Here is a 26,473-nt window from a genome sequence, read left to right on the forward strand (position 1 = left end):
ACTGCTGGTTGCGTGCCTCAAGGGGGTCCGGTCAAGGATCTGATGATCCAGCCCACCACACCGACACCTCGCGTCATCACTGTCGATAAAAACGTCGCCTACCCCAAAGCGATTGCCGAGCTCAAAGCTGCTGGTGCCCTCCCAGCATCGGTCAAGCTGAGACAAGTGAAGTATCTCAACAATCTCATTAGCAAGTAAATTCTGCTTCTTCACTTGCTCGAAGGAAAGTGACCAAGTCGTCGTCACGGGTTCAGGATGATCACGTACACGTCCCCCGCGTGTCTTCAACAGTTCCATTTTCCCACGAAGTGCGCAACGAAGTTGTGGAAGAGTTCATTAGTAAGCTGGGAGGCATCGACTGCGCAGTTGCGGGGAGACCCCGGTTCACACGACGGGCGGCACCTATTGAAAGGACTCATTGCGAGAAAAATTGGCCCAAAAGCAATGTGAGGCTGTGGTAGAAGCTTGAATGAGTTCCACCCAAAACCCTGGGTCAACAAAAAATCGTGTTAAGGATACCTGCGCGTGGTGGGAGGCAAAAGCCAATCCTCGTTGAGAAGTTCCACGCGCAAGGCGACCACAGCGGTGGCATTCTTGCGCAACCAACTCATGCCTCGTCGCTTCATGCGCCGATTGATGACGACTGCGACCGCTCGCTCAATAATCCCACTGCCTACAGGATACCCCTGTTGTCTCCACTGCTCATAGTTGCCCATCCATTCCTCTTGCGTCTTGAGATAGGTGATTGCTGCCTTGAGCACTTTCACTGGCGGATGACCTTTCTGTTCCTCTTGCCACCTCAAGAGTCTGCTTTGAGCTGCTTGTCCCTCCCCTTTCCACAACCACGTCCCCAGCTGCTTGCACTGCTGATGTACCCATGCCTGATCTCTTTCCTGTTGCAGCGCCACCCCACGCACCGCCTTGGCGATCGTACGCCACAGATGTGGCCAGTCCAGAATACGAGTGGCCTCAGGAAAATGTTTGTCTGTTTCGGTCTTGATCCATCCAGCTCCATCCGCGATCACGACGTGCTCCTGCTGGACATGACTGATCTGACGCACTGCCTCAGCCGCTTGTTGCCCCACCACTGAGGATGGGGCGAAGGTGGCAACATACCGCCGATGTGTCCAGCGGGATCGTTGTACCGATGGATGGCGATGACGGCGCAGATACTTTTCCAACTCATAGTAGGTCATGTGCTTGGATGGCTGGCTCGGTTCTCGTACGACTTCTTTGCCAGTGGCAATCACCGCCACTTTGCCTTCCATCCCTCTTCGTTGTTCTCGGCTTGGCACCCAGCCTCCATCCAACCCAATGATCAGCCGATCCGTTGGGTCTGACGCTGCTTGTCCCGGCTCTTCTGGGACGAGTGCTGAGGTCTCCATCGAACAGGACGCTTGTTCCTGTTCTTGGACACATGCTCGACCACGCAGATTGGTCAGCAGGCGAATCTCTTCCGCACTGATCTGGGCTCCGGAGAGGTGCGAGAGCAGGTGAGCCGCTTGCCGATAGGGCCAGGAGGAGCCTGCCACGGTGGCGGCTTCGATTAAGGCAGGACTGACTCGCGTGCCTCGCAATGCGTGCAACAACTGATTCGCCGGAGTAAAGCGATGCAAACACTGCTGACAGCGGAAGCGTTGACGAGCCAGGCGCACCTTGCCAAAAAGAGCATGAATGGTTCGAGAAACAGTTCCTTCTCCACGGACCTGTGAACTGCCACAAGAAGGACAATGTCGATGCACGAGTTCCCACTGATGGACAGCATCTCTGAGGGCGTGACGCATGGCTTGATGACCCGCTTCCTGGATTTGATGCTCCAGCGTCAGCACATCAGTAGTTGCATCCATCTCGATCATGAGCGATACTTGAAGTGACATGAGAGATTCCTTTCTGTGCTTGGTGAAGGTTTTTTTGTATCCTATCACAACTGGTATCTCTCTTTTGTTGACCCAGGGTTTTGGTCACAACCCTAAAAACACTCATCTCTTACCTCTCATCGATCTCGCTCGCTTTCTCCAACACGTCCTTCATCGTTTCTCGAAAAAAACCTAATCCTTTGAGCGTCTCTAAGCCTTGAGGAACACGGGATCTTGGAAAAGCACTCATGCCTAACTCCTCTCCGTTTTGGAAAAGAGTAACGATACATCCTTCCCAGGCATAGACCGTTACCTGATCCACACCATACTCCACCTCTACAGCCTGTGAAGATGCTGGAGGAATGGGGCTGCTAAAGGACAGGGTCATCCTTCTATGCGGCTCGATAGGATAGATTTCTCCCCAAGGCTCTAAGATGAAGGTAAATGGGGTTTCTCTCTCATTAGTGAAAGTCATCCATACCTCGTACTCTGCCATCGTTTCGCTCTTTCTCGCGGACTGTCTCGTCTCGTTTTAGAGCTATTGTACCATCTTCTTTGTAAGAAACAAGCGAACGTTGTTTCACCAAAGCTGTGTATGAACCTTATCTGTCAAATGCCACGAATTTATGACAGATTTCAGGGAACCTCTCTCGATCTCATCGCCTGCTGAAAAATAGCATAACTGCCCTTTATCTGTCGAGTGCGAGGATGGTCAGGACCCACGCTCCGCTCGAAAATGTGTAGCGCTTGCTGGTAGAGCGATTCCGCTTCTATATACTTGCCCTGACCAGAGTATAGGGTCGCCAAGTTGTTAAGCACAGAGGCCAACGCGGGATGGTCAGGGCCCACACTCTGCTCCCAGATGTGCAGCGCTCGCTGGCACAGCAGTTCCGCCTCTGCATACTTGCCCTGTCGGTAATACAAGTCGGCCAATCCGCTGAGAGTAGAGGCCACATTAGGATGGTCAGGACCCACACTTCGCTCTCTAATGTGCAGCGCTCGCTGATAGAGTAGTTCCGCTTCTGCATACTTACCCTGTAGGTAATACAAGCCCGCCAAGTTGTTGAGCGCAAAGGCCACATCAGGATGGTCAGGACCCCGCCTCTGCTCCCAAATGCTCAGTGCCCGCTGGTAGAGTGGTTCCACTTCTTCATATTTACCCTGCTCTTGATACAAGATCGCCAATCCATTGAGCGCAAAGGCCACATTGGAATCGTCAGGATCCCGTCTCTGCTCCCAGATGTGCAGCGCTCGCTGGCACAGCGGTTCCGCTTCTGCATATTTGCCCTGTCGGTAATACAGGCTTGCCAAGTTGTTGAGCACAGAGGCCACATCGGGATGGTCAGGACCTCGCCTCTGCTCCCAGATATGCAGCGCTCGCTGATAGAGCGGTTCCGCTTCCGAATAGCGTGCACGATCATCCAAATACGAGGCTAATGCGTTCAGTACCTGCCCGGCCTCCCAAGTGGTGAGGTGATACTGCTCGATGAGTTCGGCGGCGGAAAAAGCTTGGATCAGCAACCGTTCGCATTGTAACCAAGTGGTATATTCTGGCCAAGGAAATGCTGCATTGACGGCCAGCATCACTCGTTGCGCCCAAATCTGCTGTTCTTCATTCTTCAGTGTCTCTCGCAGGACGGTCTGCACCAATCGATGGACCGAGAGCAGTTTCTCTCTAGGATCACGTCGGATCAGTGAATAGGCACGCAGGGCTTCGATAGCTTGATTGCGTTGCAGTACATCAATCCCCACAGGTCCCAGCACAGGTCCCAGCACCTCTGGCTTGGCGGTTAGGATCTCTTCGGCAATCGCATCAGGAGCGAGAAACGCACAAAAACGCAGGAGATCTGCAGCTGCGACATTCTGCTGTTCGATCTTTTGAAAGGAAAGAGACCACGTAGTGCCAACTGGATCTGGGTGATCTCTCACCAGTTCTCGGCGCTCGTAAAGCAGTTTGGTCTTATAGGTGCGATAGAGCATCTGATATTCTGAGAGGGAACAAGGAATTTCTTCTATATACGCACCTGCTTGATCAATAGCGAGGGGCAGTCCACCCAACTCCTGTGCCAGTGCTCTAGCCAAGTCACTATCTGAAGACGAAGCTGCCTTCAAGAACGCATTTTGTGTAATCAAGCCAGCACGACGCAAGAGCAATAATGCTCCCGTATCCATGTCCATTGTTTCTACCTCGATCCGCTTCGCCAGCCTGCTTATTGACTGGGCACGTGTCGTCAATAGGACATGTCCTGCGGAGGAGGGCAGGAACTCGCGAACCATAGTCAATTCATCAGCATTATCGAGAATCAGAAGCCATGTGGTTTGTGTTTTGAGCCATCGGAGCACCGCATCTACAATCAGGGTCTGATTCTGTTCATCTTTTTGTGGCAGGTTGAGTTCGCGAGCAATCTCGACATAGCCAGAAATGAGCGCCTCGCGGGTATCTGCATGTGTCCAGAACACCGCCGTGTAGTCTTGGCGGTGGCGATAGGCGTATTCCACTACAATCTGAGTCTTCCCAATCCCACCAAGACACTGAGTGCTTGTGGTTGGGATAATGCCGTCGCTTTGCTCGTCTGCAATGCTTTGGCAAGATGTGCCAAAATCTGCTTCCGACCTGTAAAGAATGGATTTTGTTGATAGGGGACCTGCCAAATCTTTGGGAACATCGCCAATGGAGTGGTTGGTATCACATATTGTATAGTTTCCAATGCGTTACGGATTTCCTTGACCACCTGGTTGAATGCCTTATCGTAATTGCTCCAGAGCTTGATGGCAATGCCATTGCGAGGGAGCATCTGAAGTCTGGCGATGGGAGTCTGTTCCCAATCACAGGGACGCAGCAAGATCGGGATCACCCGTGCTTGGCCATTCTCATGGCGCTGCATTGCACATTGCAACTCAACCCCATAAGCAGAATCAGAGGCCAGGAAATCGGGACTAATGAGTAGCAGAATCAGTGATGCCGTATTCAGATGAGCATCAATTTCGCGTTTCCAGTCTCCTCCGGCTGTGACCTTCCGCTGATGCCGAAGCACAATGGTTTTTGAACGTTGCAGCACACTGAGATGCCGTTCGAGCATCTCCTGGAAAGAAGCGTCTTCTTCAACATAGGAGCAGACGATTTCAACGGGTGCGAGTGACTGAGGCATACGTTTGATAATATCCTTCCCCACAACAAAACAAAGTCTTGTACCCAGAGTATAATGCATTCCACCTCAATCTGCAATTGCCCGATATTTTACTATCTTATGGTATTAACCCTATCACAGACAAAAACACTGAGAGAGTATCGAATACTCTCCCAAAAACGATCGCTATTTGAACTGAACTATAAAGTGGAGAGAGTCAAAGAGATCGTGATATTTTGTCTTGTGATAACATACCTCTGATACTTCGCTTATGAATTTCACCACGTTAGCACGTTTATAAAATAAGAGAGATTCTTTGATCCCTCCCTTGGAGTTTTTCAAAAGGCAGCTTTTTTCTAGGATGGCAAGTCTATCTTGAAATACGTTTATTTTGAGGCTTGCTCTTCTCGCTTTTTACAACACTTAGAGGAGAAATAAGAGTAGCTAAAGATATTTTAGGCCTGGTTGTTGTAAGGAGAATAAAGCTATATTTTACTCCTTTTACATTTATGTGACGCTATTTTCCCTTTAGAAGAGAGAAAAAGGGTGCAATGGAAACGAAAACAGAGCTGATTAAGACAGAATTAGAAAATGGAGCCTTCGTGCATGTACAGGCAACTGTTTTAGGAGGCGAAGAAAACGTGGCATCTGTTTTACCCTCTTTTGAGACAATCACAGACGCCATTGAGGGAATTGCAACATCCGTCGTGACTACCTTACAAAAAGTGAAACCGCAGCGAGCTTGTGTCGAGTTTGGGCTGGAAATCGCATTGGAAGTGGGGCAACTCACCGCACCTCTGGTGAAAGGGACAGGAACCTCAACGTTGAAAATCACCCTAGAGTGGGGCGAAGCCGCAACTCACTAGCATCCCATGAGGAATATCGATGTACAGACAACTCACCGATCTGCTACGTAGGTGTACACTTAAGATTGTTGATGGAACGAGACACGGGACAGGCTTCTTTGTGGCTTCTAATCTCGTCTTGACATGTTGACCGATCAGGAAGCATATCAATCACTCGATGCGTTTCAAGATCAATGAGAAGTGTTCCATAGGTCCGCCCGCGACGAAAAGCAAAGTCATCAATGCCAACTGACGTTCCTGAAAAGGGCAAGGATGGCGTGTGAGCAAGAACGAGACGAAGCAGCGTTGATGGCGATGTTGCGATACTCATCTGCTGAGCAAAGCGAGATCCGGCCTCGGCACTCATGGTAAATCCCAATGTGGTAAGAAGATCACGCAGACGTTGAGTTGTGCGTGCCCAAGGACGAACAAAGGAAGGAAATCGTTCAGTAAAAATCCGGCGAGAGCAGCTTTGTGTATCACAGAAAAATTTGTGGGCAGTCAGCGTCAAACGAATGTGTTGTCCACCACAAGGAACATCGGCAAGCGTTCGATGATACTGGCTATGAATACGTTGTGCTGGCTGAGAGCAGATCGGACAAACCGAAGAAGGTGCGAGCGACGCAAGAGAGACAATCAGAGATTGATTCTCTTGAGAGACAGAAGAAAGCTCAAGTCCATCAGGTAAGGCAAGAAGAAGAGAAGATTGCATCGTGTGTATATGTAACTCCAGGGAGAAAGAAGAAGATTGTGTTTCTTCTCTATTATATCTTATTTTGTATCAAATTGCTTCACCAAAGTGACACTGTTGGGAAACCCATCTCGCCTCACCTGCCTGAAAATGTTAGGATAAGAAATGAAAGAAGGTGTCAGAACAAATAGCGAAAGGTAGACGAAAGATGACATTACACAGTCAAAACGAGTTTTCAATTCCGGAAGAAACGATCCGTGTGGCGCGTGCAGCCTACCCCAAAGGGAATCTGTATATGAAGATGCGCGATACTCTGGGAATCTTGTACCAGGATGAGTCTTTTGCCCATATCTTTCCTCACAATGGACGCCCTGCCGAGGCTCCCTGGCGACTTGCGTTCCTTACCGTGGTCCAGTTCATTGAGGGACTTCCCGATCGACAAGCCGCTGACGCTGTTCGGGGGCGAATTGATCTGAAATATGCCCTCGGCTTGGAACTGACTGATACTGGCTTTGACTTTACCATCTTGTCCGACTTTCGCAAGCGTTTGGTGGAAAGGGAAGCTGAACAGGTGTTGTTAGATGCCATGTTGGCAACCTTCAAAGAACAGGGCTGGCTCAAACAACGCCAACGCCAACGCACTGACTCGACCCATGTGCTAGCGAAAGTGCGTGCGCTCAATCGACTCATGTGCGTTGGTGAGGCTATGCGCTTTGCACTCAATAGCCTCGCCGTTGTTGCGGGTGACTGGCTGCTAGCCCATAGTGAGCTCGAATGGGTTGATCGCTATGGACATCGGATTGAGGAGATGCGCCTCCCCAAAAGCCAGGGGGAGCGCGAAGCAGTCGCCGAACTCATCGGTCGAGATGGCTCGAATTTGTTAGCAGATATCTTTGCTGCCGATGCCCCTCTCTTTTTGCGTGAGATCCCAGCAGTTGTGACCCTTCGGCGTATTTGGCTCCAAAACTACGCCTGGGCCGATAGTCAGCTCCACTGGAGAAGTAATGACAATCTTCCTCCAAGCAACCAATTCATCAACTCGCCCTATGATCTGGACGCTCGCTATGGCAAAAAGCGCGAGACAAGGTGGACTGGCTACAAAGTCCACCTAACTGAGACGTGCGAAGAAGACGCCCCTCACTTCATCATTCATGTAACCACGACTGCTGCGGCAACGACCGATGAGGCGATGACGGAGACGATCCATGCCGAGCTTCAGCAGAGTGAGCTCACCCCGAAGCAGCATTGGCTCGATTCGGGGTATATTACAGCACCTATCCTGGTCAGCAGTCAACACCAGTATGGGATTGAAGTGATTGGTCCCGCTCGTGCCGATGTCAAGTGGCAAGCCAATACCGAGGGAGGTATCGATGCCAGCCAGTTCCACATCGATTGGGAACATCAGCAGGCCATGTGCCCCACAGGGCAACACAGTATCAATTGGACTCCTGCCATCGACGACCGGAAAAATGAGGTGATCAAGATCAAGTTCTCCACCACCGATTGCGGTCGCTGTCCGCGCCAGGGCGACTGTATCCGTTCTGAAAAGAAGTACAAGCGGCGCACTCTCACCATTCGACCCCAAGCCCAACATGAAGCGCTTCAAGCCGCTCGTCGTCGGCAAAAAACGCCCGCTTTTGCCAGCCAGTATGCGTTGCGAGAAGGCGTGGAAGCAACGATTTCTCAAAGCGTGCGGGCCTTTGGTCTGCGCCGCTCCCGTTATATCGGCCAGGCCAAAACACATGTGCAACACCTTGGGATTGCTGCTGCGATCAACGTAGTACGTGTAGTGGCATGGCTCGATGGGGATGATCTCGCTCCCACACGCGTCTCGACTTTTCAGAAGCTTTATCTCGCAGCTTAAAGGAGTTTCCCAACAGTGTCACTTTTGGTGATACTCGCTTGCTACAAATAGATCGATAGATCGTTCTACAGGAATAGGCATATTTTTGGAGAAGGATCAGAAGAAGATGGAAGTGAAACATGTCCTTGCCTTACAAGAAGGATTGGAACTGGAAGAAATCGAGATACGTGATGAGATGGTAACAATCACAGTTATTTCCACACAGATCTCTCCCTGCTGCCCACTGTGTAGTGGGCCAACCTCACGCGTACACAGTCGCTACATTCGGCAGATCGCAGACGTACCATGTGGAGGACAGCATGTCCGTTTCCAGGTTCTGGTGCGCAAATACTTTTGTGAAAGAAAGACCTGTCAGCGAAAAATCTTTACGGAGCGTTTGAGTGCTTTCGTCGCCCCTTGGGCACGCGTAATAACACGACTCTTTCAGATTGTTCAAGTGATTGATCTTGCTACCGGCGGCAGGCTCGGCGTTCGTGTGACCGACCGCCTGAGCATCCAGACCAGCAAAACGACCATCCTTCGGCGCATCATGGCGTTGCCTACAGAGCGAGTTGGGCCGGTCTCACAGATTGGTATTGATGATTTTTGTGCGACACGAAGTCGCATGTGTAGCTGTAAGGACTCTTGAAAGGAGGATCTTACCTGGAGTTCTGCCTCCAGTGCCCTACCAGGCTGAATCAAGAGCGTCTGGGACAATGTAGCCACACCCGTAAGGGTGGTCTCACTCCCGTGAGGAAGCGAGGCGACTGCTAGCATCAAGCGGTTAGGAGCTAGGGCGGGGCACTACCAAAAACACACGACCTATATAGATCACGCCAAAAGATTAGAGGCAGGCGAAGAGAGTAGATGAAAAAAACTATCAAAATTGCGTCTGATATCATATAATAGCACTTATATGGTACATCGATTGATTTTATATCAGAATTATGGTTTGACTTTAAAAAGAGGCCAAGATAATGGTAGAACCAATTTCTCTTGCTATCGCAGCAGGGTATCTTGTCAAAAATGCGCCTGCTTGGTTAGATAGTATTGGGGGAACACTGATTGGTAAAGGGAAAGAGATTCTTATAGAAAAGAGTATTGGTTATGGCCAAGGCATTCTACATCTCGATGAAAAAGAACAGGTGCGCCACTTAGAACTGGTCTTAAAAAACGCGGTGGAGCGAGGCTTGGCTAAATTTCATACACTTGAAGAGCGAGATCAGTACCGCAGCGTCCTCACTGTTCTCTCTGAACCTGGCATCCATAGCGAGGAACTCCGCCGTGAGGCTCTCTCTCTCTTTACGCTTTCCTACGCACCTAACTACGACAATTTAAATGATATGTATAATCGTTCACTTCGTATACGATCCCTCTCACGCCCAACTCCACCCTCCGAGATAGATGCTGCACCCTACCTTATTCGTTTTTTCGAGGCCATAGTCGCTGAGTTATATGTTGATCCTTTTTTTCGGCAACGGATAAGTGACGCACTTCAAGTACGCTCTGCTCTAGATGCTCAACGCTCATTAACAGAAGTTATTACAACGCTTCATCTCATAGGCGAAGCAATCTCTGATCACTATACTCCTGATACATTTGAACAAGATATCGCCACATATACAGCACACATTGAAAGAATTTATCGCCACCTGAAGTTAGTCGGTATCGTTCCCAAAGATCGAACTGAAAAGAATGTAGATCCTGAATTAAGTGGTATCTTTGTGCCTCTCAACATTGCACCTTTTGGAAATCAAAAGCAAATGAGATATGCCCACGATGATGACGATAATGATTTTTTAAGAGCTTCGATTGATCTTACAAAAGATTCCATTATTTCACGGCTTAAAGCGTCTGATTATGTGGTTTTGTTGGGGGGACCAGGTTCAGGAAAATCGACCGCTACACGCTACCTTACTTGGTGCCATGTCTTCGTACATCTCCGATCATCAACTTCTTTACCAAATATTCCCCTCCTTCCAGGCAATCCATTACCACTTCGCATTGAACTGCGTCGTCTTAACGAAGATCGAAGGCAACAACCAGAATACAACTTTATATCCTACGCGACAAAAGTCTTATTAGGACGAGAGGGTATTGATATTCATCCTGAGATGTTTAAGGTACTGCTTGAGCGAAGAGCAATGCTTTTACTCTTTGATGGGCTTGATGAAGTAGCTACTCTCGATGAGCGTCGTCGGCTTGTTGAGGAAATAGAGCATTTTGCGATGAGCTATCCAGGCAATCGTGTCATTGTTACCTCCCGTCCAGTTGGTTATGAACTGACACCCTTATCTGCTCAAGAATTTGCCCACGCTCAGATCCTAGACTTTGACAACAAGCAGATTCGACAATTTTTAGAGCAGTGGTATAGACATGTACTAAGGCTAACCCCCCTTTTTCAGGACGATCAAGATGAACTAGAACTGCTTTTCTTTACGCTTCAGGAGAATCCTCGACTGCATAAGTTAGCTGTCAATCCCCTCCTCCTTACTGTGATCGCTGCGTTACATCGATATGAACGGCTTCCAGATCGAAGAGTGCTCATTTACGATCGCTGTGCGGACCTTTTATTAGAAACCTGGGCTAAAATCAAAGGGACACATACTCGCTGGAAAGAGATGAGGATGATCAAAGAGGACCAATATGCATGTGTTGCATACCTCGGTTTTGTACTGCATGAGCGATCGCAGGAGCACAAAAAAAACAGATGGCAAGGATAATAACGCCAATGATGTAACAACAAGATTGCTGTTACAAGAAATTGAGCGCTTTCTCAGTAATAGGCGATTGTTTCCCACAACTGCAGAACAGCGCAGCGAAGCAAAACGTTTTATTGAGTTAATGCAGGTTGAAGCAGGGCTCATTGTTGAACGAGGAACAGACGAAGGAGGGGAATTGCTCTATGGGTTCGTGCACCGCACTTTCCAAGAATATTTTGCAGCTGCTCATATCTATGAACAATATCAGCAAGAAGAAGACCCATCTATCATTAGTGCATTTCTCCAGGCACATTTACATGATCCTCACTGGCAAGAGGTAATTGTATTGCTTCTCGCTAAGGCGAAACGCAAACCTGTCAGTTCTCAACTACGTCAGGTTTTTGAGAACAAAATAAAAAGCGATCGTAGCCATTACACTCATTTTATACAGCAGGATCTCCTCTTTCTGGGCACATGTCTCATAGAGGAGATTACTGTAGAAAACGAGTTCGCAGAGCTCATTATCTCGCGTTTGAGTGACCTTACAAGAAAATCTCCGTACTCATCGCAAAGGATGAAGGCATTGGAGACTCTCAACTCGTTGTTGTGGACGCGGCAGTATGCGCATTTAGCTCGGCAAGCATTAATGCTTCTTATTACAGCGGATCCTTTAAGCGATATTATTGCAAATATAAGAGCTGCGCAGATTCTTTATGAGAATAGCCCGGATGAGTCAGATGTAATACTAGCCATGCAAGGATTGAAGAGCTTAGTTCAGCATCACAGTCTTTCATTTGAACAAACCATGCAAGTGGCTAAGCTTTTTTATGAATGGCGTACATCCTTACCTCAAGATGAAATTATTCCTCGCGATCTAGATGAGATACCAGCAAAGCTCCTATCCACGCTATCACAACGGCCTGATCTTTCATTTCAGCAGGCCTTTCAAGTTGCTGAAGCGCTCTATTGTGTTTGCAAATCTGCTTCAAAAGGGCGAGAGAGATCACTTCAAATGTTGTTAGAACTGTCACAACGACCTGATCTTTTGTTTGAGGAGACTGTTCAAGTTGCTGATGCACTCTATCAAAGTGGAATAAGTACTTCAAAAGAGCGAGAAAGATCACTTCAAATGTTGTTAGAACTGTCACAACGATCTGATCTTTTGTTTGAGAAGACTGCTCACGCTGCCGAAATGCTTTACTATATAAGTCCAAGGGGATCCGCAGAAGAGAAGAAAGCCATTCACGTTCTTTTGGAGCTTATCCAGCATCCTGGCATACCTTTTGACCAGACATTACAAATCGTGGCGTTTTTTTGTATACGCAGTCCAACAGGATCAGAAGAAAAGAACAATGCTATCCAGCAGCTCTTAAACATGCTTCGACAAGCGGATCTTTCCATCAAATATGTTATACAAGCAGCTCACTTCATATGGCACAATACTTCTCAGAAATCAGAGGAAAGAAACATCGTCACACAAGTTCTTTCATCCATATTACAAAAGCCTAATCTTTCTATTGAGAATATTATACAAATCGCAAAAGCTCTCTATCTGTATAGTATTCTCGACTCTAATGGGGAGCGACAGGCTCTTCAAACGCTTCTACACGTATCAGAGCGACCTGACCTTTCTATTGAGAATACGATACAATTAGCAGGAGCTCTCTATTCGTTCAGTATTCCTGAATATGAGTTGGCCGCCCAAACTCTTTTAAGCCCTTCAAGGCAACCTGGCATTTCTATCAAGGAAATTATGGGTGGAGTAAGAAGCATGAGTAAGACTATATTTGAAGAAGAATACGATCACTGGGCGACTCAAATTCTCTCAAGATTGGCCCAGCAACCTGATCTCTGTATTGACCACATTATGGAGATTGTTCGTCTTCTGTATAGAAATGGTTCCTCAGGCTCAAAAGAGAGACAAACGGCTAATCACATCCTCTCGCAGTGGGCCAGTCGTCCAGATTTATCCATATCAATCCAACAAGTCTTGCTCGTTATTGAGGAACTTCGCAATCAAAGCTCGGAGCAACACCAGGCACTAAGGCAAGTACTCGTCACACTTATTCATCATAACGTCCTTTCCATCGAGCAGACGATACTCGTCGCACAGGCGCTTTGTCAAGATCATCCGAAAGACAACCATGAAGTGCTTGTCGCATTTCAAAGACTCTCGGCTCTTGCTTACGGCTCAAAAACTTCGGATGAGCAGATTCTAATGGCCGCTCAAGCTCTTTATAAAATAAGTGGAAAAGACACAGACGAATGGAAATCATCAAAGCAAATGCTCATAGCTCTTACGAAGAGTACAGATCTTTCTGTTGAGCAATTCATATCTTTAAGCTGGTTTCTTTATGAGAATACGCCTGAAGACGCTGATGAAAGGGAATTAGCAAGGCAAATACTCTCATCTCTTGTTCAAAGCCCTGGCCACTCTGTTGAACAAACACTACTAGCTGCTCAAGCTCTTTACAAGAGTTGCGAAAAAGATACTGATAAACGGCTACAAGCCTTTCAAGCGCTTTGGCAATTAGCACAAAATCAGAGCATCGCTTCTGACCTACGTCTTCAAGCTGCCAGTATACCACTTCTTGTGAATAACGCTCCTTATCGCGACAAGGCACTCGCTGTAGAAGAAGTACTTACTTTGCTTCATCAACAAAATGTGCATGGATATCTTGCAGATCATTTCATTTATTCTACAAACAAAGCAAATGTATCAGACATACCATATATTGTGAAGCTTTTAGAAAATGGATCGTTACCAGCGACGATACAAGACGATATGTATAGGTTGTTGCGAGATATGGTCCCTCAATTTGCCGATCTGGATACAGGCAGGTGACCTATGAGAAAGCGCTTACAGTGCATCTCAAAGGGCATTGTCAGCTTGGGAGCGTCGTTGAACTGTGTGCTACAATAACCTCATGAAAACAAACTCCACTCTCCCTGATTACAAAGGCTACCGGTTCACTGCGGAAATCATCAGCCACGCAGTCTGGCTGTATTTCCGCTTTTCGCTTAGTTTTCACGATGTTGAAGAGCTTTTGGCCGAGCGTGGGATTATCGTCACTTACGAAACGGTACGACAGTGGTGTCTTAAATTCGGGCAGAATTACGCGAACGAATTGCGTCGCCGCCGCCCTCGCTGCAGCGATAAATGGTATATGGATGAGGTCTTTCTCACTATCCGTGGAAAGAGGCACTATCTCTGGCGTTCCACTTTTGCTCGCCTCTATGATGCAGCTTGAGAAGGTTCGACAGCGGTATCAAAAGTGAGCCAGAACCATTTTATCGGCTCTGCGTCATCTTGTGTGCAAAAATCTCATCAATAGCATACTGAAAAACAGTGATCGGCTCGGGAAGCCGAGAGCGAAAGAGAGAAGGTTTCTAATAAGATCATCCTGCACGGAAGATGACGCAGAACCAACTTTCGGGGTCCACTACACTCACCAAGTGCCTCATCCCTAATGTTTCAATCCCCGCCCCTTCCAAAGAAGGGAGCAACTGGAACGAGCCTTTGCATTTCCCACCTTTCATTATCGATTACACCGTGATTATAATTTATTGCCTCGAAGTAGTAAAAAATGGATATATGTCTGTGTGATCCTCCGTTTGATGACTCAGAGATTAGCACAATCTAGCCTCTAATGCCTTATGGCACAGCTTCTACCCTATCAATATAGTTCATTCCAATGAATAAGTTGATATTATCTACCTTTGCCATGAAAACAAATCGAGCAATCGAACTAGGAAATGTCGTCCATGTCATGGAGAGCTTCTTGGCACCGAAGGCAGTATGAGCCGCCCGATACTATTTCCATTTCCGAGAAACCAGAGGTTGTGATCCGATCCGAATGTGAATGCATTCGGATCTGGCGCCGGAAATTTAGTGATAGAACCAACAGGGGTAATCCGTCTGATGTCTTCCAGTGTTGTAAACCAAAGGTTGCCATCCGGCCCAAATATGATACTATCCGGCCCATAACCATTAGATACCGGAAACTCGACAATAACTCCGGCGAGAGTAATCCGTCCGATGCCTTCCAGCGTTGTAAACCAAAGGTTGCCATCTGGACCAGGGATTATGTCTGGGTGGAATGGGTTAATCTCGTATTTATCATGGAGCCAAGAGAACTCAGTAACAACTCCAGCAGGGGTAATCCTCCCAATCTTGCTACCCCAGTAGGTCTCCCCTCTAGAGGAATTGTCAATTTGCATTCTTATCAAAATAAACCAGAGATTGCTATCGGGACCGGACGTAATTTGACTCAATATATCATCATACAATCCAGGAGAAATATCACTGCTGGGTATAGGGAACTCAGTAACAACCCCGGCAGGGGTGATCCGTCCAATTTGATGGTCAGTAGAGATGATCTCTCCATTTGTTTTATTCTTTTGACGGCTATTAAGATTAAACCAGAGGTTACCGTCAGAGCTGGATGTTAGAGCAGTTATTGTACAAGAAGATGTGATATTATCAGATAATTTTTGGTGCCCCATTACAGAAATTTTAGTAATAACCCCGGCCGGAGTTATCCGCCCAATTTCGCATAGAGTAGGAATTGACGGAAGGGAAAGGCCAGAGTTGATCGTTTCAATCGTATCCAGAGCAAGATTGAACCAGAGATTGCCATCCGGCCCAGATATCAGCATCGTGGAAGAAAACAGCTGATCACCATATCCTACGTTATTTACATATCCATCTGGTACGGGTACAGAGAATTCAGCTATAACTCCAGAGGGGGTAATACGTCCAATTTTGGTCATCTTTGAAACAATTAATCCCTGGGGGTCACCTTTAGAAATTGTTGTATCGTAATTTGTTATATTCTCTATAAACCAGAGATTACGATCGGGCCCAGATATAATCCTGCTTACTCCGCGATGAGACGAAATTTTAGCGGGGACGCTTTCTAGCTTGGGCAGAGGAAACGTCTTGATAGCCCCAGCAGGGGTAATCCGTCCAATTAAACTGTACCTATCTTTATCATTAGAGCCCGCAAACCAGAGATTACCATCCGGCCCAGATGTAATTACCCCAGGATAATAATGGGAACCGGGGATGACAAACTTACTAATAGTGCTAGGTCGAGTAGATTTGGAGTTACCATTCAAATGAAAGGCAGAGGGAATAATCTTTATCCCTGCTATCACCATTCCTCCCAAGACTATCAGTATGAGAAGACTTCTGACTATCAAAATCTTGTCGACAAGCCAACTTGTAGAGTGGTTATAACACCCTCTCCAATGCTTCCACTTCGGGCTAGATCCTTCGTCAGAGTCACGCGATTCAGCTTTCTTTGGTGCCTTTGGAACAGCTCGAATTATGTGGCCGATTGGAGCCGCTATGGATGATGTAGACATTGGTTGCCCACAGGTGCTACAAAATACTGTCTCCTCTGATTCCTGATTCCCACAATTGGCGCAAAAAGGCATCGTTTTCCCTCTCTCAATGTATTAAATTTCTGTCGAATTTCCACTAGAAGAATGCGTTTTTTCCGTAGACCTCGAAGATAATGGTTTTGTCTGGACGGAAATGGGTGTACTTGGGGAAAAAGTTCGCTGCTTTCCACATTTTTGACAATATTCAAAATCTTGTGAGTTTTCTGCTCCACACTTTTGGCAATATTTTACTTTCTGTTTCTTCTTCTCCCGTTTTTGCTGCCACTGTCCTAGAATCGATGGAAGTGAGATGCCGGTGAGTACAATTCCACCAACACCTGAAATAACAGAACTCAAGGTGAGTTGTCCCGCCTCCAGGAATGGCTTCTGCACATCGATAGTTATAAACGATTGCCAAAACTGTCGCACTATAGGTGCTCCTCTAGCTTTGCCGATTGGTGTCCACTGCAAGTTCACACCCATGGTAAGCACCTGCGAACCTACCAATTTGGGCGAGATATTCCAATCCCATTCAATCAAGGGCTGATCTGTCGATCTCTCAACTGGCCCCATCAACTGGACATCAAATGAGGTTGCAACTATGTTTGCGGAAGCGATAGACATGGTATATCCGTCGCCAAACAGCTTGCTTAACTGACATGCTCTCGCATCTCCCGTGCATCTACCGTATTCTTCTGTTGCTAAACTAACTGGACTAAGACTCTTTTTCTCACGATCACTTACATTTCCTATGGGAGCGGGAGAAGGCATATCAACTGATGATGACGGTATTTCTACGGTTAGAGCCACAGAAATGCTTTCGGAGCTATTTATATTCATGTGTTTAGGCCAGTCATATTCAACTATGAGGCCTGGACTGACAGTACCGGCGCTGATCAAGTAAAGGGGGAAATCTGGACCCCCAGAACCACATCGGACACATCTCACTGGCTGCACAAGAGAATTTTTCCCTGTAGCAGGTATTAAGCCATACTCTAGTAAAGAGAGAATGAAAAGGCCAAGGCAGATTACGAGGAATGAAAGGCCAAGCGCAAACAAGAATCTATGCATCAGATATCCCTTCTTCGAACTTTTCGGAGTCCTTGACTTCCACAATACAAAACAGAATATGCGGCCACTTTTCTTTGTTCCATGACTGTTCGCTCAATGGTGAACTTTGCCACCACTGAACCAAATTTGTCTTTGAATACCGCCCAAGCCCCGATATCCTGTACTGCTCGATCACCTTCTGCCAGCAAATGGAAAAGTAATGCAAAATAAGAGATAAAGGGGATAAATTCTCAATAGGATGATCGATACTAGATACGAAGATAATGGTCCCACCTATAGAACGTGCAAAGACATAGAAATTCCCCTATGGCTCAGTTCTTCCCACGGGATACGCAACGAGCTATCAGCAAGTTAGCAGCGTAAAAAGAGAAGAGATCTCTAATGAGAGTAGAAATTACAATGCGAAATGAAATGTTTCTATATCCTCATAGTTGGATCAAGAGATACAAGGAATAAGTGATGGGATAATATACGTTATATAACTGAATATCGTTATATATTAATAGATGCCAACAAAGAATTTTTCTTTTACCAGCTACCTGGCGAATAAACGAAGATTTCTTAACCCCATACCACATATTATGGATGTTTCAACAATCAGCACCTTCGAAGAGACAATGCAACTGCTGATTCGCGCTCCACGTCTCCAGCGACATCTGAGTAGGTGCCAATGCGATACATGCTCTTTGGTATATGGAAAACTATAGGAAGAAACTGCCCAATCCTGTATCCACATCGCTGCAGATGAGGCGATACAACAGCTACATGATTATGATTGGGTGCTAGATGATGTGTTTCACCTCTAAAGAGATGTACGGTGGAGCAATAACGAGATGGCTTAGGTGAAAACGGCAAAAACATTGAAATATTGCCAAAGAGGAAATGAGTCATCCTAGAATAGAAGAAAGGCTCTTTGTCAGAGTTTTATACCTTCGGTAAGTTATTCCACTCGACAATATCGCCTTCTTTAAGAACGGTGCATAATGACCAAAAAGTCTCAAAATAACGTTCAAAATGTTTGATGACCTCTATATTGTTTGTCCAGAAATCCTCGACAGACCCGCTACTCGTATGGTGCCCTTTTCTCACGTCAATCATGAGCATTTGTGAGCCATCTACGATTTGTAAACATAAAAGAGGAATAGCCAGCTTCTGTTGTGACTGATCAAAAATCCTCATATTGAAATTAGAGCAAGTTTTATAAGCAGTTAGCTGTGAACGCTCCAACTCCAACTTACGAGTTCTCTCTATTGATTCATCTGACACCACATGAATACGCCCGAATATTACTTCTCGTTTCACCTTAATTATTAGTTAATGGCTTTAGGGACGCAAAAAAAAAATCGCTCCATCAAACAAAGATAGTTTTCACTAACTCAGAGCTGATATTCTCCGTCAGAACAGGTTTGTGAGGACGACTTCGTGATTGTTTTGGCTGTGTTGGACCAGGAAGTGGCTTGGTGCGAGGACAACCTCGTGATCGCTTCTGTGACGATGTTTTCCTTTGCAAGGATGGAAGCGATGGCAGAGAAGAAGGAAGATCAGCAAACCATTTTTCTAAGGAAGGCCATCACAGGAGATAGGTTTCTACTACCGGCATGGCTTCTTTGGTCAGCGTGCCCGCCTGATAGGCGTTCGTGACCAAAGCCATCACCGGATGCTTTCCTTTCCAAGTCATCGTTTGAGCAAAGTGGACAATGGCATCGACTGAATCGAGCACGGCCCATTCCAATGATGTTCCAAAATATCCTAACAGCGTTCAACTGCATTGTATTTACTATGGTAGGGCGGATAATATGCTAAACAGATGGTGAGTTGAGATGTGTGAGCAAATTCGAGCAAACGTTGCAGAAACGGGGTCCGATGGCTGTGGTTCTCTGACCCATTATCCAAATTGATAACCAGCCGTTTGATCTGAGTAAACGCTCTTTCGCACTTTCCCACCACTTAAGTAGCCGATCAACGAGGCAGTCGCTCGTCGCATTGGAAGTCACTGCATACCAAAACAACTCATCGAAAGCAGGAAGAAAAATGCCGACAGGCGTGACCGTTGATTAGGCCTCAAAATCATTATCGGCTGCTTTAGTCAGGAAGCGTGTCTTGCCGCCACGTGCAAAGGGGCCAACATTGACGATGGCATTGGCATCCATCAAGATACGTAAGGCGCCAGATTCGCTATAGGTTTCTACATTGATCTCTTTTAAGTGTTCGAAGATGGCATTAGTTTCTGGAATTTTTTTGGGATTGCGTCTTCGCCACGCTTTTGAGCAGGTAGGCCAGGGGATTGGGTTTGATCATGATAATAGTGGTGGTTGGTAATTGCGCATCTGTGTACTGATAGATTGCAATCAGTTGGCGACGAAATTCTGCAGCCATCAAATGGGTATACAAGCAAGCACTGCGCAACTGAGGATCAGCGCTTGGCTTTGCCTATCCACGATGGCAATGATGTCCTTGAGCAAGTTTCGCTGATGCTCTTCGCTACGTTTTCTCCCTCGTTGATTAAGATATCCACGCATACCAACCTACTTTTGAATTCATGGTCGCCTTTTCTGATATCTTCACGATTCCACCCTAATTCCTCTTCTGCTCACTGCTGACCTTCTTTACCCAATACTCTTACCGCCTGTACCATAAAAAGACAAAGGTACTCCCTTTGAATTATTTTGTTATATTGAACAATAAATATTTCACTTCTTCTGATTATTCCATCTTCCAGCCTCCTATAGCTTCCACACTTCTATTATGCCATGCTTAAGCAAGAGGTTATCTGGAAAATTTTATTTTTTTGCTTCCCTAATTGAAGCAGATATTCCGTGACAAAATATCTAAAGTAAAGTATTATTAAGATATGAGAGGAGATGCAATTATGTAATTTTTTGAGAAAACATGTACTTAAGGGAGTAGATCAATGAAAAAAAGCATCGTTTGCGTACATGGCCGAGCGCAAGAATGGCATTTAGAGGATGCTCTGCAGCGTGAGTGGCGCGATGCCATTCGTCTAGGAATCAAACGTAGCCAAGCCGATCCAGTAGCACTCTTCGATAATCAAATTGTTCTAGCATTCTATGGAGACCTATTTCGACCCGATGCTAATGATATGGGCAAAGGCATCCCCTTGCAAGCAGAGTTGGCAGATCTCAATAATACCTTTGAGGAAGGTTTAGCAGACATTTTGATTCAGGAGGCGGAAAATCGTGGCCAGATTCATCGGACCAATTGGGAGAAAGCTGCTTCAGCCTTAGAAGAGGATATGGTCGAAAAAGGCCTTACCGCGAAATCCAAACCCTTTTTGAGATCACTTGATAGGCTTCCGGGTTTTTCAAGTTTCACTTTACGCTTTTTGGTTGAGGATGTCAATAGATATTTTCATCTTCCGGGACTCCGGAAGATGGTTATAGATTGCATTGCTAATCAATTGAAGCATCAGGTGGAACAGGGAAGAGAAATCATTCTTGTTGCACACAGTCTGGGAACTGTAGTTGCCTATGATGTGATCAATACTCATCCAGAAATATCCATTTTAGCGTTTATCACGTTAGGCTCCCCTTTAGGTATTCAACGCTACATTTACAATGAGCTTCTTCCTCTAGAAGAGCATCTGCATCCCTTTCCAAAAAACGTAAAAGGGTTTTGGTACAATTTCTATGATACCGATGACATTGTCACACTAGTTCCTGAGCTTACACCGCTGTTCCTCAGTACCTCAGGAAAAATTATAAAAACGGCACAGGTACGCAATCGTCCTGATAATCACCATGCTTCTACAAACTACTTAAGTAGTAAGGCAGTGGGTTTAGCGCTACGCGCAGCTATGCAGTGAGATTTTTACATCTATCTGCTCTCGTAAATGCTATAAGAGGGAACAATGTCACCAGCATCAAAATTGTTTGAAGATGGCTTTGCCCTACTCATTGGAGTAGGACACTGTACAGATCCACGTTTATCGCTTCCAGGTACAGTCAATGATGCAAGTGAACTTGCGAAAGTATTAATAGATCCAGATTCATGTGGCTACCCCTCCGCGCACGTAAGCTTGCTGGTAAACAAGACCCCTGGTAGCTACTTGGCAAGTAAAAATAATATTCTGGGTGGCTTAGAATGGCTTGCAGACAATACTACAAACACGTCAACTGTAATCATTTATTTCTCAGGCCACGCAAAAAGGATTTCGACTGTTGAACCAGATCATTCTAAAGATGATGGGCTACTCTATTTAATTCCAGGAAATTGCAATCTTAAAAATCTGAGCGACACCGCCATTTCTTTGGAAGAACTAGCAAAGGCACTAAGGCCCATCAACGCCAAAAAGATCTTCATTATTCTGGATTGCTGTCATGCCGGGGGATTCAATAACGTTAAAATGCCAGATACTGAGCTTCCAGAAGCATTTACCAAAAGCGCTGAGCCAAGACTCACCTATGAACAACTAGGAGCAGGGAGAGGATACACTATTATGCTCTCCTCTGACCAGAACCAATCCTCATGGTTAATGCAAGACAAACAGCATAGTATCTTTACATATCATCTACTCACCGTACTACATGGAGAAACGAATTCAGCGCATGAACCAGAGATAACGGTTGCAAGCATCTTCGATTATGTCAGTAAAAAAGTGCCAGAAACAGTGCAAACAATTTATGGAAAGGGGATAGTTCAGATACCTCAGATTAATATGCGAGGAGATAGATTTGTGATTGCGTTTGTTCCTCAGAGGAGAAAAAACATGGCAGATCAGGTGAACGATACATCCAATGCATCAAATACAATAGCTATTTCTGACCTTCTAAAGGTAGATAGATCCCAGCTAGCAAAGGCAATAGAGAGTAGCTACGATGATGTTGATTTCAACACCCTGTGTATCGCGCTACAAGTAGAACGAGTACTACAGAGTAGACTTAGGAAAGCAGAAACTCCACTTCAGAAAGCCTATGTCTTAATTGACTATTTTCAGCGTCAAGGAACATATGACCAGCTGGTTCTGAAGATTCTCAAAGATCGTCCGCCCTTAAAGAATAAGCTTCTCTAGTTTTCAGGGGTAAATAGAAAAGTTTGATCATAAGAGCATGTCTCTTCGATGGAAAAGATGGAGCATCAAAGTGCAGCCAGAAAACCAATATGATCTATCTAAAGTAAATCGAGATGCTTTAGCTAAGGAAATTGGACGTACTCATGATGATATAGACTTCAAAACCTTATGCAAAGCGCTACAAGTAGAACAAGAACTACGACCTAAGCTTAAGAGAGCAGATACGTTACTTCAAAAGGCCTATGTCTTAATTGAGCACTTTGAACACCGTGATAACTATAGCGTTTTGGTAGGAAAGATACTGGAAGATCGTCCAAAGTTGAAAGGTAAGCTATTAACTGACGAACGTCAAAATAACGAAAGTACAACGGCATTGCGTGATGGAACGTCATTTTCCAAAAAAGAGCGCTATCATAGCTCTTCAGGAGGAGCCTGTGTTCGCGAGTCTACTCTAGAAAGCTTATCGGACAAAGATATGCTGGAGGCCCAAACTGAGAGCGTTTCATTTCTCCAAATTGCGTTCACACCGCCGGCATCAGACGTAACGGGTAACTGGCAAGAGCAGGCGTCATTCGAAGTGAAGGCTTGGCTTTGGGATGCCTCTAATGAACCAAAAACATATTTTTATCACAAACATATTGCGTTGCAAATAACCACTTTATCAGCAGCATTTTTTAACATCATCAATGAAGCTGCGGGCCGACTTAAGGATGGATCAGTCCAATTGGTGATTGAGCTGTTTCTACCCTACGTTTTGCTTTGTTCCGATCTCGATCAGTGGATGATCGATGTGGGTGAAAACGAACTCAACTCAATTACTAAAGAGTACCCAGTGGTAGTTAGATCTTTAGAACGTGTTACTGATCAGAACGAGGAGAGGCGTAGGAAATGGAGCAACTATTGGAACAAATTTGAAAAACGAACTAGCGGGATACAACAGTTTAAATTTTTTAGCGAGGAAGCCTATCAAAAAGCGAAGGGAAACTTTATTACAGTGTTACGAGGAGCACTAAATCAGGAAAAATTGCCTATTTTCACATTTGTACCGTCATCAATTGTAATTGATAGACCTCATCCGATTCTTACTATGCTTAACGCAGGAACCCCTATCGCTTTCTGGCTTGGACGATCTTCTGACGAACTTAGTGAGGTAGAGATTGCGCAGGCTTGTGAAAAACTATTGTTGAATCTGAATTTTTTCACATTGCCTCAACACCTATGGCGAGAGCGCACCATGGCCATAGAACAGAACCATACACATCATATTACGCACTATCTTACCCTCTTATGGGATAACCCACGCCGTGTTCCGCAAGATTTGACTACTTTATCTATTACATCCTCTCCTGTGAATGAGAAGAAAAGCAGCGAACGATTGGTTGATCTCTAAGTCAAGGCAACCTCATCTAAATAAGCCGAAAAATAAAAAATATGATACGTTCGGATGCGTGTTTGCCCTCATTGGTCCTCAACAGTTTGAAGCGAGTTTCATTCAATGTGTGCAAAAACCTCTCCAGGGTATAAATAAGTAGAATAATCACATCATATCCAGGAAGACCTTCTCTATCCCACGATATACGCAATAAGATAGTTACGAGCAAGCAGAGGGCATAAACAAAAGAGAGAAAGCATTGTCAAAAAGCCAAAATTGTGTCTCCTTAAAAGGCAAGAAAAGACATGCCAACGCTTCGAAGAGGATGCGAAACCAGCACACCTCTCGTTCGCATGCCCCTGATGGGTCAAGAATACCCCTGCAGGTATGCTTCTACCAGCACACCATACCAAGTGATCATCATCTTTCTACATGAGCTGTAGCAACACCATATACCACAAAGTACATTTTGACCAGGAACATGTTCATAAAGCACGTACATTGGAAAATGCTAAGGGCAGGAATGTGATCGTTCTGTGTTACTTAACTGTCAACTCAGACGAGAGAGGCTCTTCCCCACGACTTAGCCTGCCAAGCTTTGGACCACCATGTTTTCATATTTCAATCTCAGATGAGAGGGTGCGCATTAATTTAAAACTCAAAAGAATATGATTAAAACTCAAAAGTCACTTATTGTTTGACAAAAGAAGAACACCTTGGCAGAGTATATGTATCATCAAAATCCCCTTCCCAAGGAGTTGTTTCCAATGATACCGTACTCTCTGACGTTTGACCAGCCCACCCTTGCCTCCATGATTGAGCATGATGCTGTGGTTCAGCGCTACCGTACCTTTTTTTCTTGTATTGACTGGCGCCCTCTTTTGACCAGCCACGAGCCACGAACGTTTCGTGGCCGACCGGCTCATCCAGAGATTGCCTACATCAAAGCGTTCCTTGTCAAACTCATTGAAGGTAAACCGTATGTGACATAACTGCGCTCATTTTTGCTGGAACATCCTCTTCTCATCATTGAGCTCGGCTTTCGTCTGGTCCTTGATCCTCACCAACCCCATGGCTTTGATGTCCAGCGGACGCTTCCGAAAAAGCGTTGGCTGGCGTCCAAGCAGAGGACGCTTGATCACGGACTCTTACAAGATCTTCTCCAGGCCAGCGTTCATGCCTTACAACACGAAATTCCTGCGCTGGGAGAAACCATTGCTATCGATGTCAAGCATATCTATGCCTGGGTCAAAGAGAACAATCCACGTGTAAACATTCTTGGTCGTTTCTTTCCTGATCGTCAACCGACAGGCGATCCCGATTGCAAAGTCGGCGTCAAAAAAAGCACGAACCTGGAACAAGCCGATGGGTCAAAAAAGGTGCAAAAGGAATGCCTTTGGGGCTACGGAAGCGGCGTGGTCGCCGCCACCACCGCCGATTATGGTGATGTTGTACTCGCTGAGTACACCTTACCTTTCAACGAAGGTGATGTGACGTACTTCGAGCCATTGTATCTGCAAACGGTGATAGCCATCGATGCATTTCCCATCAACCTTACCGCTGATGCTGCCTATGATGCCTGGTATGTGTACCAACGCGTCGTCCACCATGGTGGAATAGCAGCCGTTCCTCTCAATCAGCATGGCCATCCGGTCTATGAACGTGATGCTGATGGGGTTCCTCTCTGTCCAAAGAAACTGCGTATGTACCCCACCTATCAATTTCATCACACCAATGGGTATCGAGCCCAACGTTATCGCTGCCTTCTTTTACATCCTCAGAAGAATGGGCAGACGTGTGACCATCCTCAGTTTCTCAAAGAGAAAGGTTGTGTCAAGGATGTCAACGCCGAGTTGGGGGGGCAGATGCGTGTACAAATAGATCGCACCAGCCCGCTCTACAAGGCAATTTACCGGCAACGCACGTCGTGTGAACGAATCAACAGTCAAGCCAAAGAACGAGGAATTGAACGACCCAAAGTGCGCAACCGATGCTCCATCCACATTCTCAATACGCTCATCTATCTCATCATTAATACACGAGCACTGCAACGGGCGCAATCAATCAACACAGGAATTTTACAAATGAATGAATGCCCACCCTCAGATGAGATCTTTCCCTCTCCACGACCTCCAAGGTCTGTAGCCACCTGCACTGCGTTCCTGTGTCAATCTCAGACGAGACCTCTTCCTCCCTGCGACTATCGCCGTCGCATCACAAAAGGTAAGAGTCGGCAAATGTCAATTTCAAACGAGAGCTCAGCCTCCCTGCAACAAAACTAGTCCTTTCTGATTTAGAAGACCCTTATAAATCTCAATCTCAGATGAGAGAGCATCCTCCCTACAACGAATCGTCGTACCGCCATTCATAAATAGTTTTGCGATTTCAATCTCAGAAGAGATGACATCTTTCCTGCGACATGGGGCAGTGAAAGGGTTTCAACAAGATGTATGGAATTTCAATCTCAGACGAGATGGGATCTTCCCCGCGACGGCGATGTGCCTCGATCCCCCTCGGAGGCTGCTTCAGAAGGTCGTTTGCGAGCCAT

At 46.1% G+C, this 26,473-nt stretch carries 21 protein-coding genes and 3 pseudogenes; 12 read left to right on the plus strand and 12 right to left on the minus strand.

Annotated elements, in window-relative coordinates; all coding sequences use genetic code 11:
- Window positions 1-66: 66 nt before the first annotated feature.
- Window positions 67-195, plus strand: a pseudogene (locus AC27N8_RS00455) (IS6 family transposase); the annotation flags it as partial.
- A 314-nt stretch (window positions 196-509) separates the two neighbouring features.
- On the opposite strand, the gene AC27N8_RS00460 reads toward AC27N8_RS00455, so the two are convergent.
- The 4 genes from AC27N8_RS00460 to AC27N8_RS00475 form a co-directional block, all read right to left on the minus strand.
- Window positions 510-1,877 carry a hypothetical protein gene (locus tag AC27N8_RS00460; RefSeq protein WP_487062858.1) on the minus strand — a complete coding sequence of 456 codons (1,368 nt, stop codon included), beginning with the start codon at window positions 1,875-1,877 and terminating at the stop codon, window positions 510-512.
- A 109-nt stretch (window positions 1,878-1,986) separates the two neighbouring features.
- Window positions 1,987-2,352, minus strand: a complete 366-nt coding sequence (locus AC27N8_RS00465) for a hypothetical protein (RefSeq protein WP_487062860.1) — start codon at window positions 2,350-2,352, stop codon at window positions 1,987-1,989.
- Window positions 2,353-2,492: 140 nt separating this feature from the next.
- The gene (fxsT, locus tag AC27N8_RS00470) at window positions 2,493-4,355 is read right to left on the minus strand and encodes an FxSxx-COOH system tetratricopeptide repeat protein (RefSeq protein ID WP_487062862.1); all 1,863 of its coding nucleotides are present in this window, start codon (window positions 4,353-4,355) and stop codon (window positions 2,493-2,495) included.
- Window positions 4,355-5,005, minus strand: coding sequence for a toll/interleukin-1 receptor domain-containing protein (locus AC27N8_RS00475; protein WP_487062864.1), 651 nt, complete (start codon window positions 5,003-5,005; stop codon window positions 4,355-4,357). The genes fxsT and AC27N8_RS00475 overlap by 1 nt, the downstream gene beginning before the upstream one ends.
- A 530-nt stretch (window positions 5,006-5,535) precedes the next feature.
- Between AC27N8_RS00475 and AC27N8_RS00480 the strand changes: the two genes are divergently transcribed.
- Window positions 5,536-5,850 (plus strand): CU044_2847 family protein, encoded by a 315-nt coding sequence (locus AC27N8_RS00480; protein WP_487062866.1) that lies wholly within the window; start codon window positions 5,536-5,538, stop codon window positions 5,848-5,850.
- A 43-nt stretch (window positions 5,851-5,893) separates the two neighbouring features.
- Here the strand turns inward: AC27N8_RS00480 and AC27N8_RS00485 are convergent, their stop codons facing one another.
- Entirely contained in the window at window positions 5,894-6,541 is a 648-nt protein-coding gene (locus AC27N8_RS00485) for a transposase family protein (RefSeq protein WP_487062868.1), read from the minus strand.
- 187 nt (window positions 6,542-6,728) lie between these two features.
- Between AC27N8_RS00485 and AC27N8_RS00490 the strand changes: the two genes are divergently transcribed.
- The 5 genes and pseudogenes from AC27N8_RS00490 to AC27N8_RS00510 all read left to right on the plus strand — a co-directional run.
- The gene (locus AC27N8_RS00490) at window positions 6,729-8,384 is read left to right on the plus strand and encodes an IS1182 family transposase (protein ID WP_487062870.1); all 1,656 of its coding nucleotides are present in this window, start codon (window positions 6,729-6,731) and stop codon (window positions 8,382-8,384) included.
- A gap of 106 nt (window positions 8,385-8,490) precedes the next feature.
- Window positions 8,491-8,988: pseudogene (locus AC27N8_RS00495) on the plus strand (transposase family protein); the annotation flags it as partial.
- Window positions 8,989-9,340: 352 nt separating this feature from the next.
- Window positions 9,341-11,086 (plus strand): NACHT domain-containing protein, encoded by a 1,746-nt coding sequence (locus tag AC27N8_RS00500; RefSeq protein WP_487062872.1) that lies wholly within the window; start codon window positions 9,341-9,343, stop codon window positions 11,084-11,086.
- A complete protein-coding gene (locus AC27N8_RS00505; protein WP_487062874.1) occupies window positions 11,010-13,910 on the plus strand; it encodes an NACHT domain-containing protein in 2,901 nt (966 codons plus the stop codon). Before AC27N8_RS00500 ends, AC27N8_RS00505 begins: the two co-directional genes overlap by 77 nt.
- Window positions 13,911-13,992: 82 nt before the next feature.
- Window positions 13,993-14,286: pseudogene (locus tag AC27N8_RS00510) on the plus strand (IS6 family transposase); the annotation flags it as partial.
- A gap of 547 nt (window positions 14,287-14,833) precedes the next feature.
- Here the strand turns inward: AC27N8_RS00510 and AC27N8_RS00515 are convergent.
- The 7 genes from AC27N8_RS00515 to AC27N8_RS00545 all read right to left on the minus strand — a co-directional run bounded on the left by AC27N8_RS00515 (window position 14,834) and on the right by AC27N8_RS00545 (window position 19,900).
- On the minus strand, window positions 14,834-16,228 hold the full coding sequence (locus AC27N8_RS00515) for a Vgb family protein (protein WP_487062876.1): 1,395 nt from the start codon (window positions 16,226-16,228) through the stop codon (window positions 14,834-14,836).
- Window positions 16,229-16,528: 300 nt separating this feature from the next.
- Window positions 16,529-17,293 carry a zinc ribbon domain-containing protein gene (locus AC27N8_RS00520; protein ID WP_487062878.1) on the minus strand — a complete coding sequence of 255 codons (765 nt, stop codon included), beginning with the start codon at window positions 17,291-17,293 and terminating at the stop codon, window positions 16,529-16,531.
- 1,155 nt (window positions 17,294-18,448) lie between these two features.
- On the minus strand, window positions 18,449-18,790 hold the full coding sequence (locus tag AC27N8_RS00525; RefSeq protein ID WP_487062880.1) for a hypothetical protein: 342 nt from the start codon (window positions 18,788-18,790) through the stop codon (window positions 18,449-18,451).
- A gap of 304 nt (window positions 18,791-19,094) precedes the next feature.
- Window positions 19,095-19,244 (minus strand): hypothetical protein, encoded by a 150-nt coding sequence (locus AC27N8_RS00530; RefSeq protein WP_487062882.1) that lies wholly within the window; start codon window positions 19,242-19,244, stop codon window positions 19,095-19,097.
- Window positions 19,245-19,273: 29 nt separating this feature from the next.
- Window positions 19,274-19,471: an ISAzo13-like element transposase-related protein gene (locus AC27N8_RS00535; protein WP_487062884.1), complete on the minus strand. Its 198-nt coding sequence runs from the start codon at window positions 19,469-19,471 to the stop codon at window positions 19,274-19,276.
- 107 nt (window positions 19,472-19,578) lie between these two features.
- The gene (locus tag AC27N8_RS00540) at window positions 19,579-19,809 is read right to left on the minus strand and encodes an ISAzo13-like element transposase-related protein (protein ID WP_487067866.1); all 231 of its coding nucleotides are present in this window, start codon (window positions 19,807-19,809) and stop codon (window positions 19,579-19,581) included.
- Window positions 19,745-19,900, minus strand: a complete 156-nt coding sequence (locus AC27N8_RS00545; protein ID WP_487062886.1) for a hypothetical protein — start codon at window positions 19,898-19,900, stop codon at window positions 19,745-19,747. Before AC27N8_RS00545 ends, AC27N8_RS00540 begins: the two co-directional genes overlap by 65 nt.
- A gap of 535 nt (window positions 19,901-20,435) precedes the next feature.
- Between AC27N8_RS00545 and AC27N8_RS00550 the strand changes: the two genes are divergently transcribed.
- The 5 genes from AC27N8_RS00550 to AC27N8_RS00570 all read left to right on the plus strand — a co-directional run bounded on the left by AC27N8_RS00550 (window position 20,436) and on the right by AC27N8_RS00570 (window position 26,207).
- Window positions 20,436-21,347, plus strand: a complete 912-nt coding sequence (locus tag AC27N8_RS00550) for a lipase family protein (RefSeq protein WP_487062888.1) — start codon at window positions 20,436-20,438, stop codon at window positions 21,345-21,347.
- A gap of 45 nt (window positions 21,348-21,392) precedes the next feature.
- Complete coding sequence (locus tag AC27N8_RS00555) at window positions 21,393-22,553, plus strand: caspase family protein (RefSeq protein ID WP_487062890.1); 1,161 nt, start codon at window positions 21,393-21,395, stop codon at window positions 22,551-22,553.
- Between the two features lie 70 nt (window positions 22,554-22,623).
- Window positions 22,624-23,943, plus strand: coding sequence for a VMAP-C domain-containing protein (locus tag AC27N8_RS00560; RefSeq protein ID WP_487062892.1), 1,320 nt, complete (start codon window positions 22,624-22,626; stop codon window positions 23,941-23,943).
- 749 nt (window positions 23,944-24,692) lie between these two features.
- Entirely contained in the window at window positions 24,693-24,917 is a 225-nt protein-coding gene (locus AC27N8_RS00565; protein WP_487062894.1) for a hypothetical protein, read from the plus strand.
- Between the two features lie 12 nt (window positions 24,918-24,929).
- Window positions 24,930-26,207: a hypothetical protein gene (locus tag AC27N8_RS00570; protein ID WP_487062896.1), complete on the plus strand. Its 1,278-nt coding sequence runs from the start codon at window positions 24,930-24,932 to the stop codon at window positions 26,205-26,207.
- Window positions 26,208-26,473: the final 266 nt, after the last annotated feature.

The organism is Dictyobacter sp. Z7_2 (genome assembly GCF_057551105.1).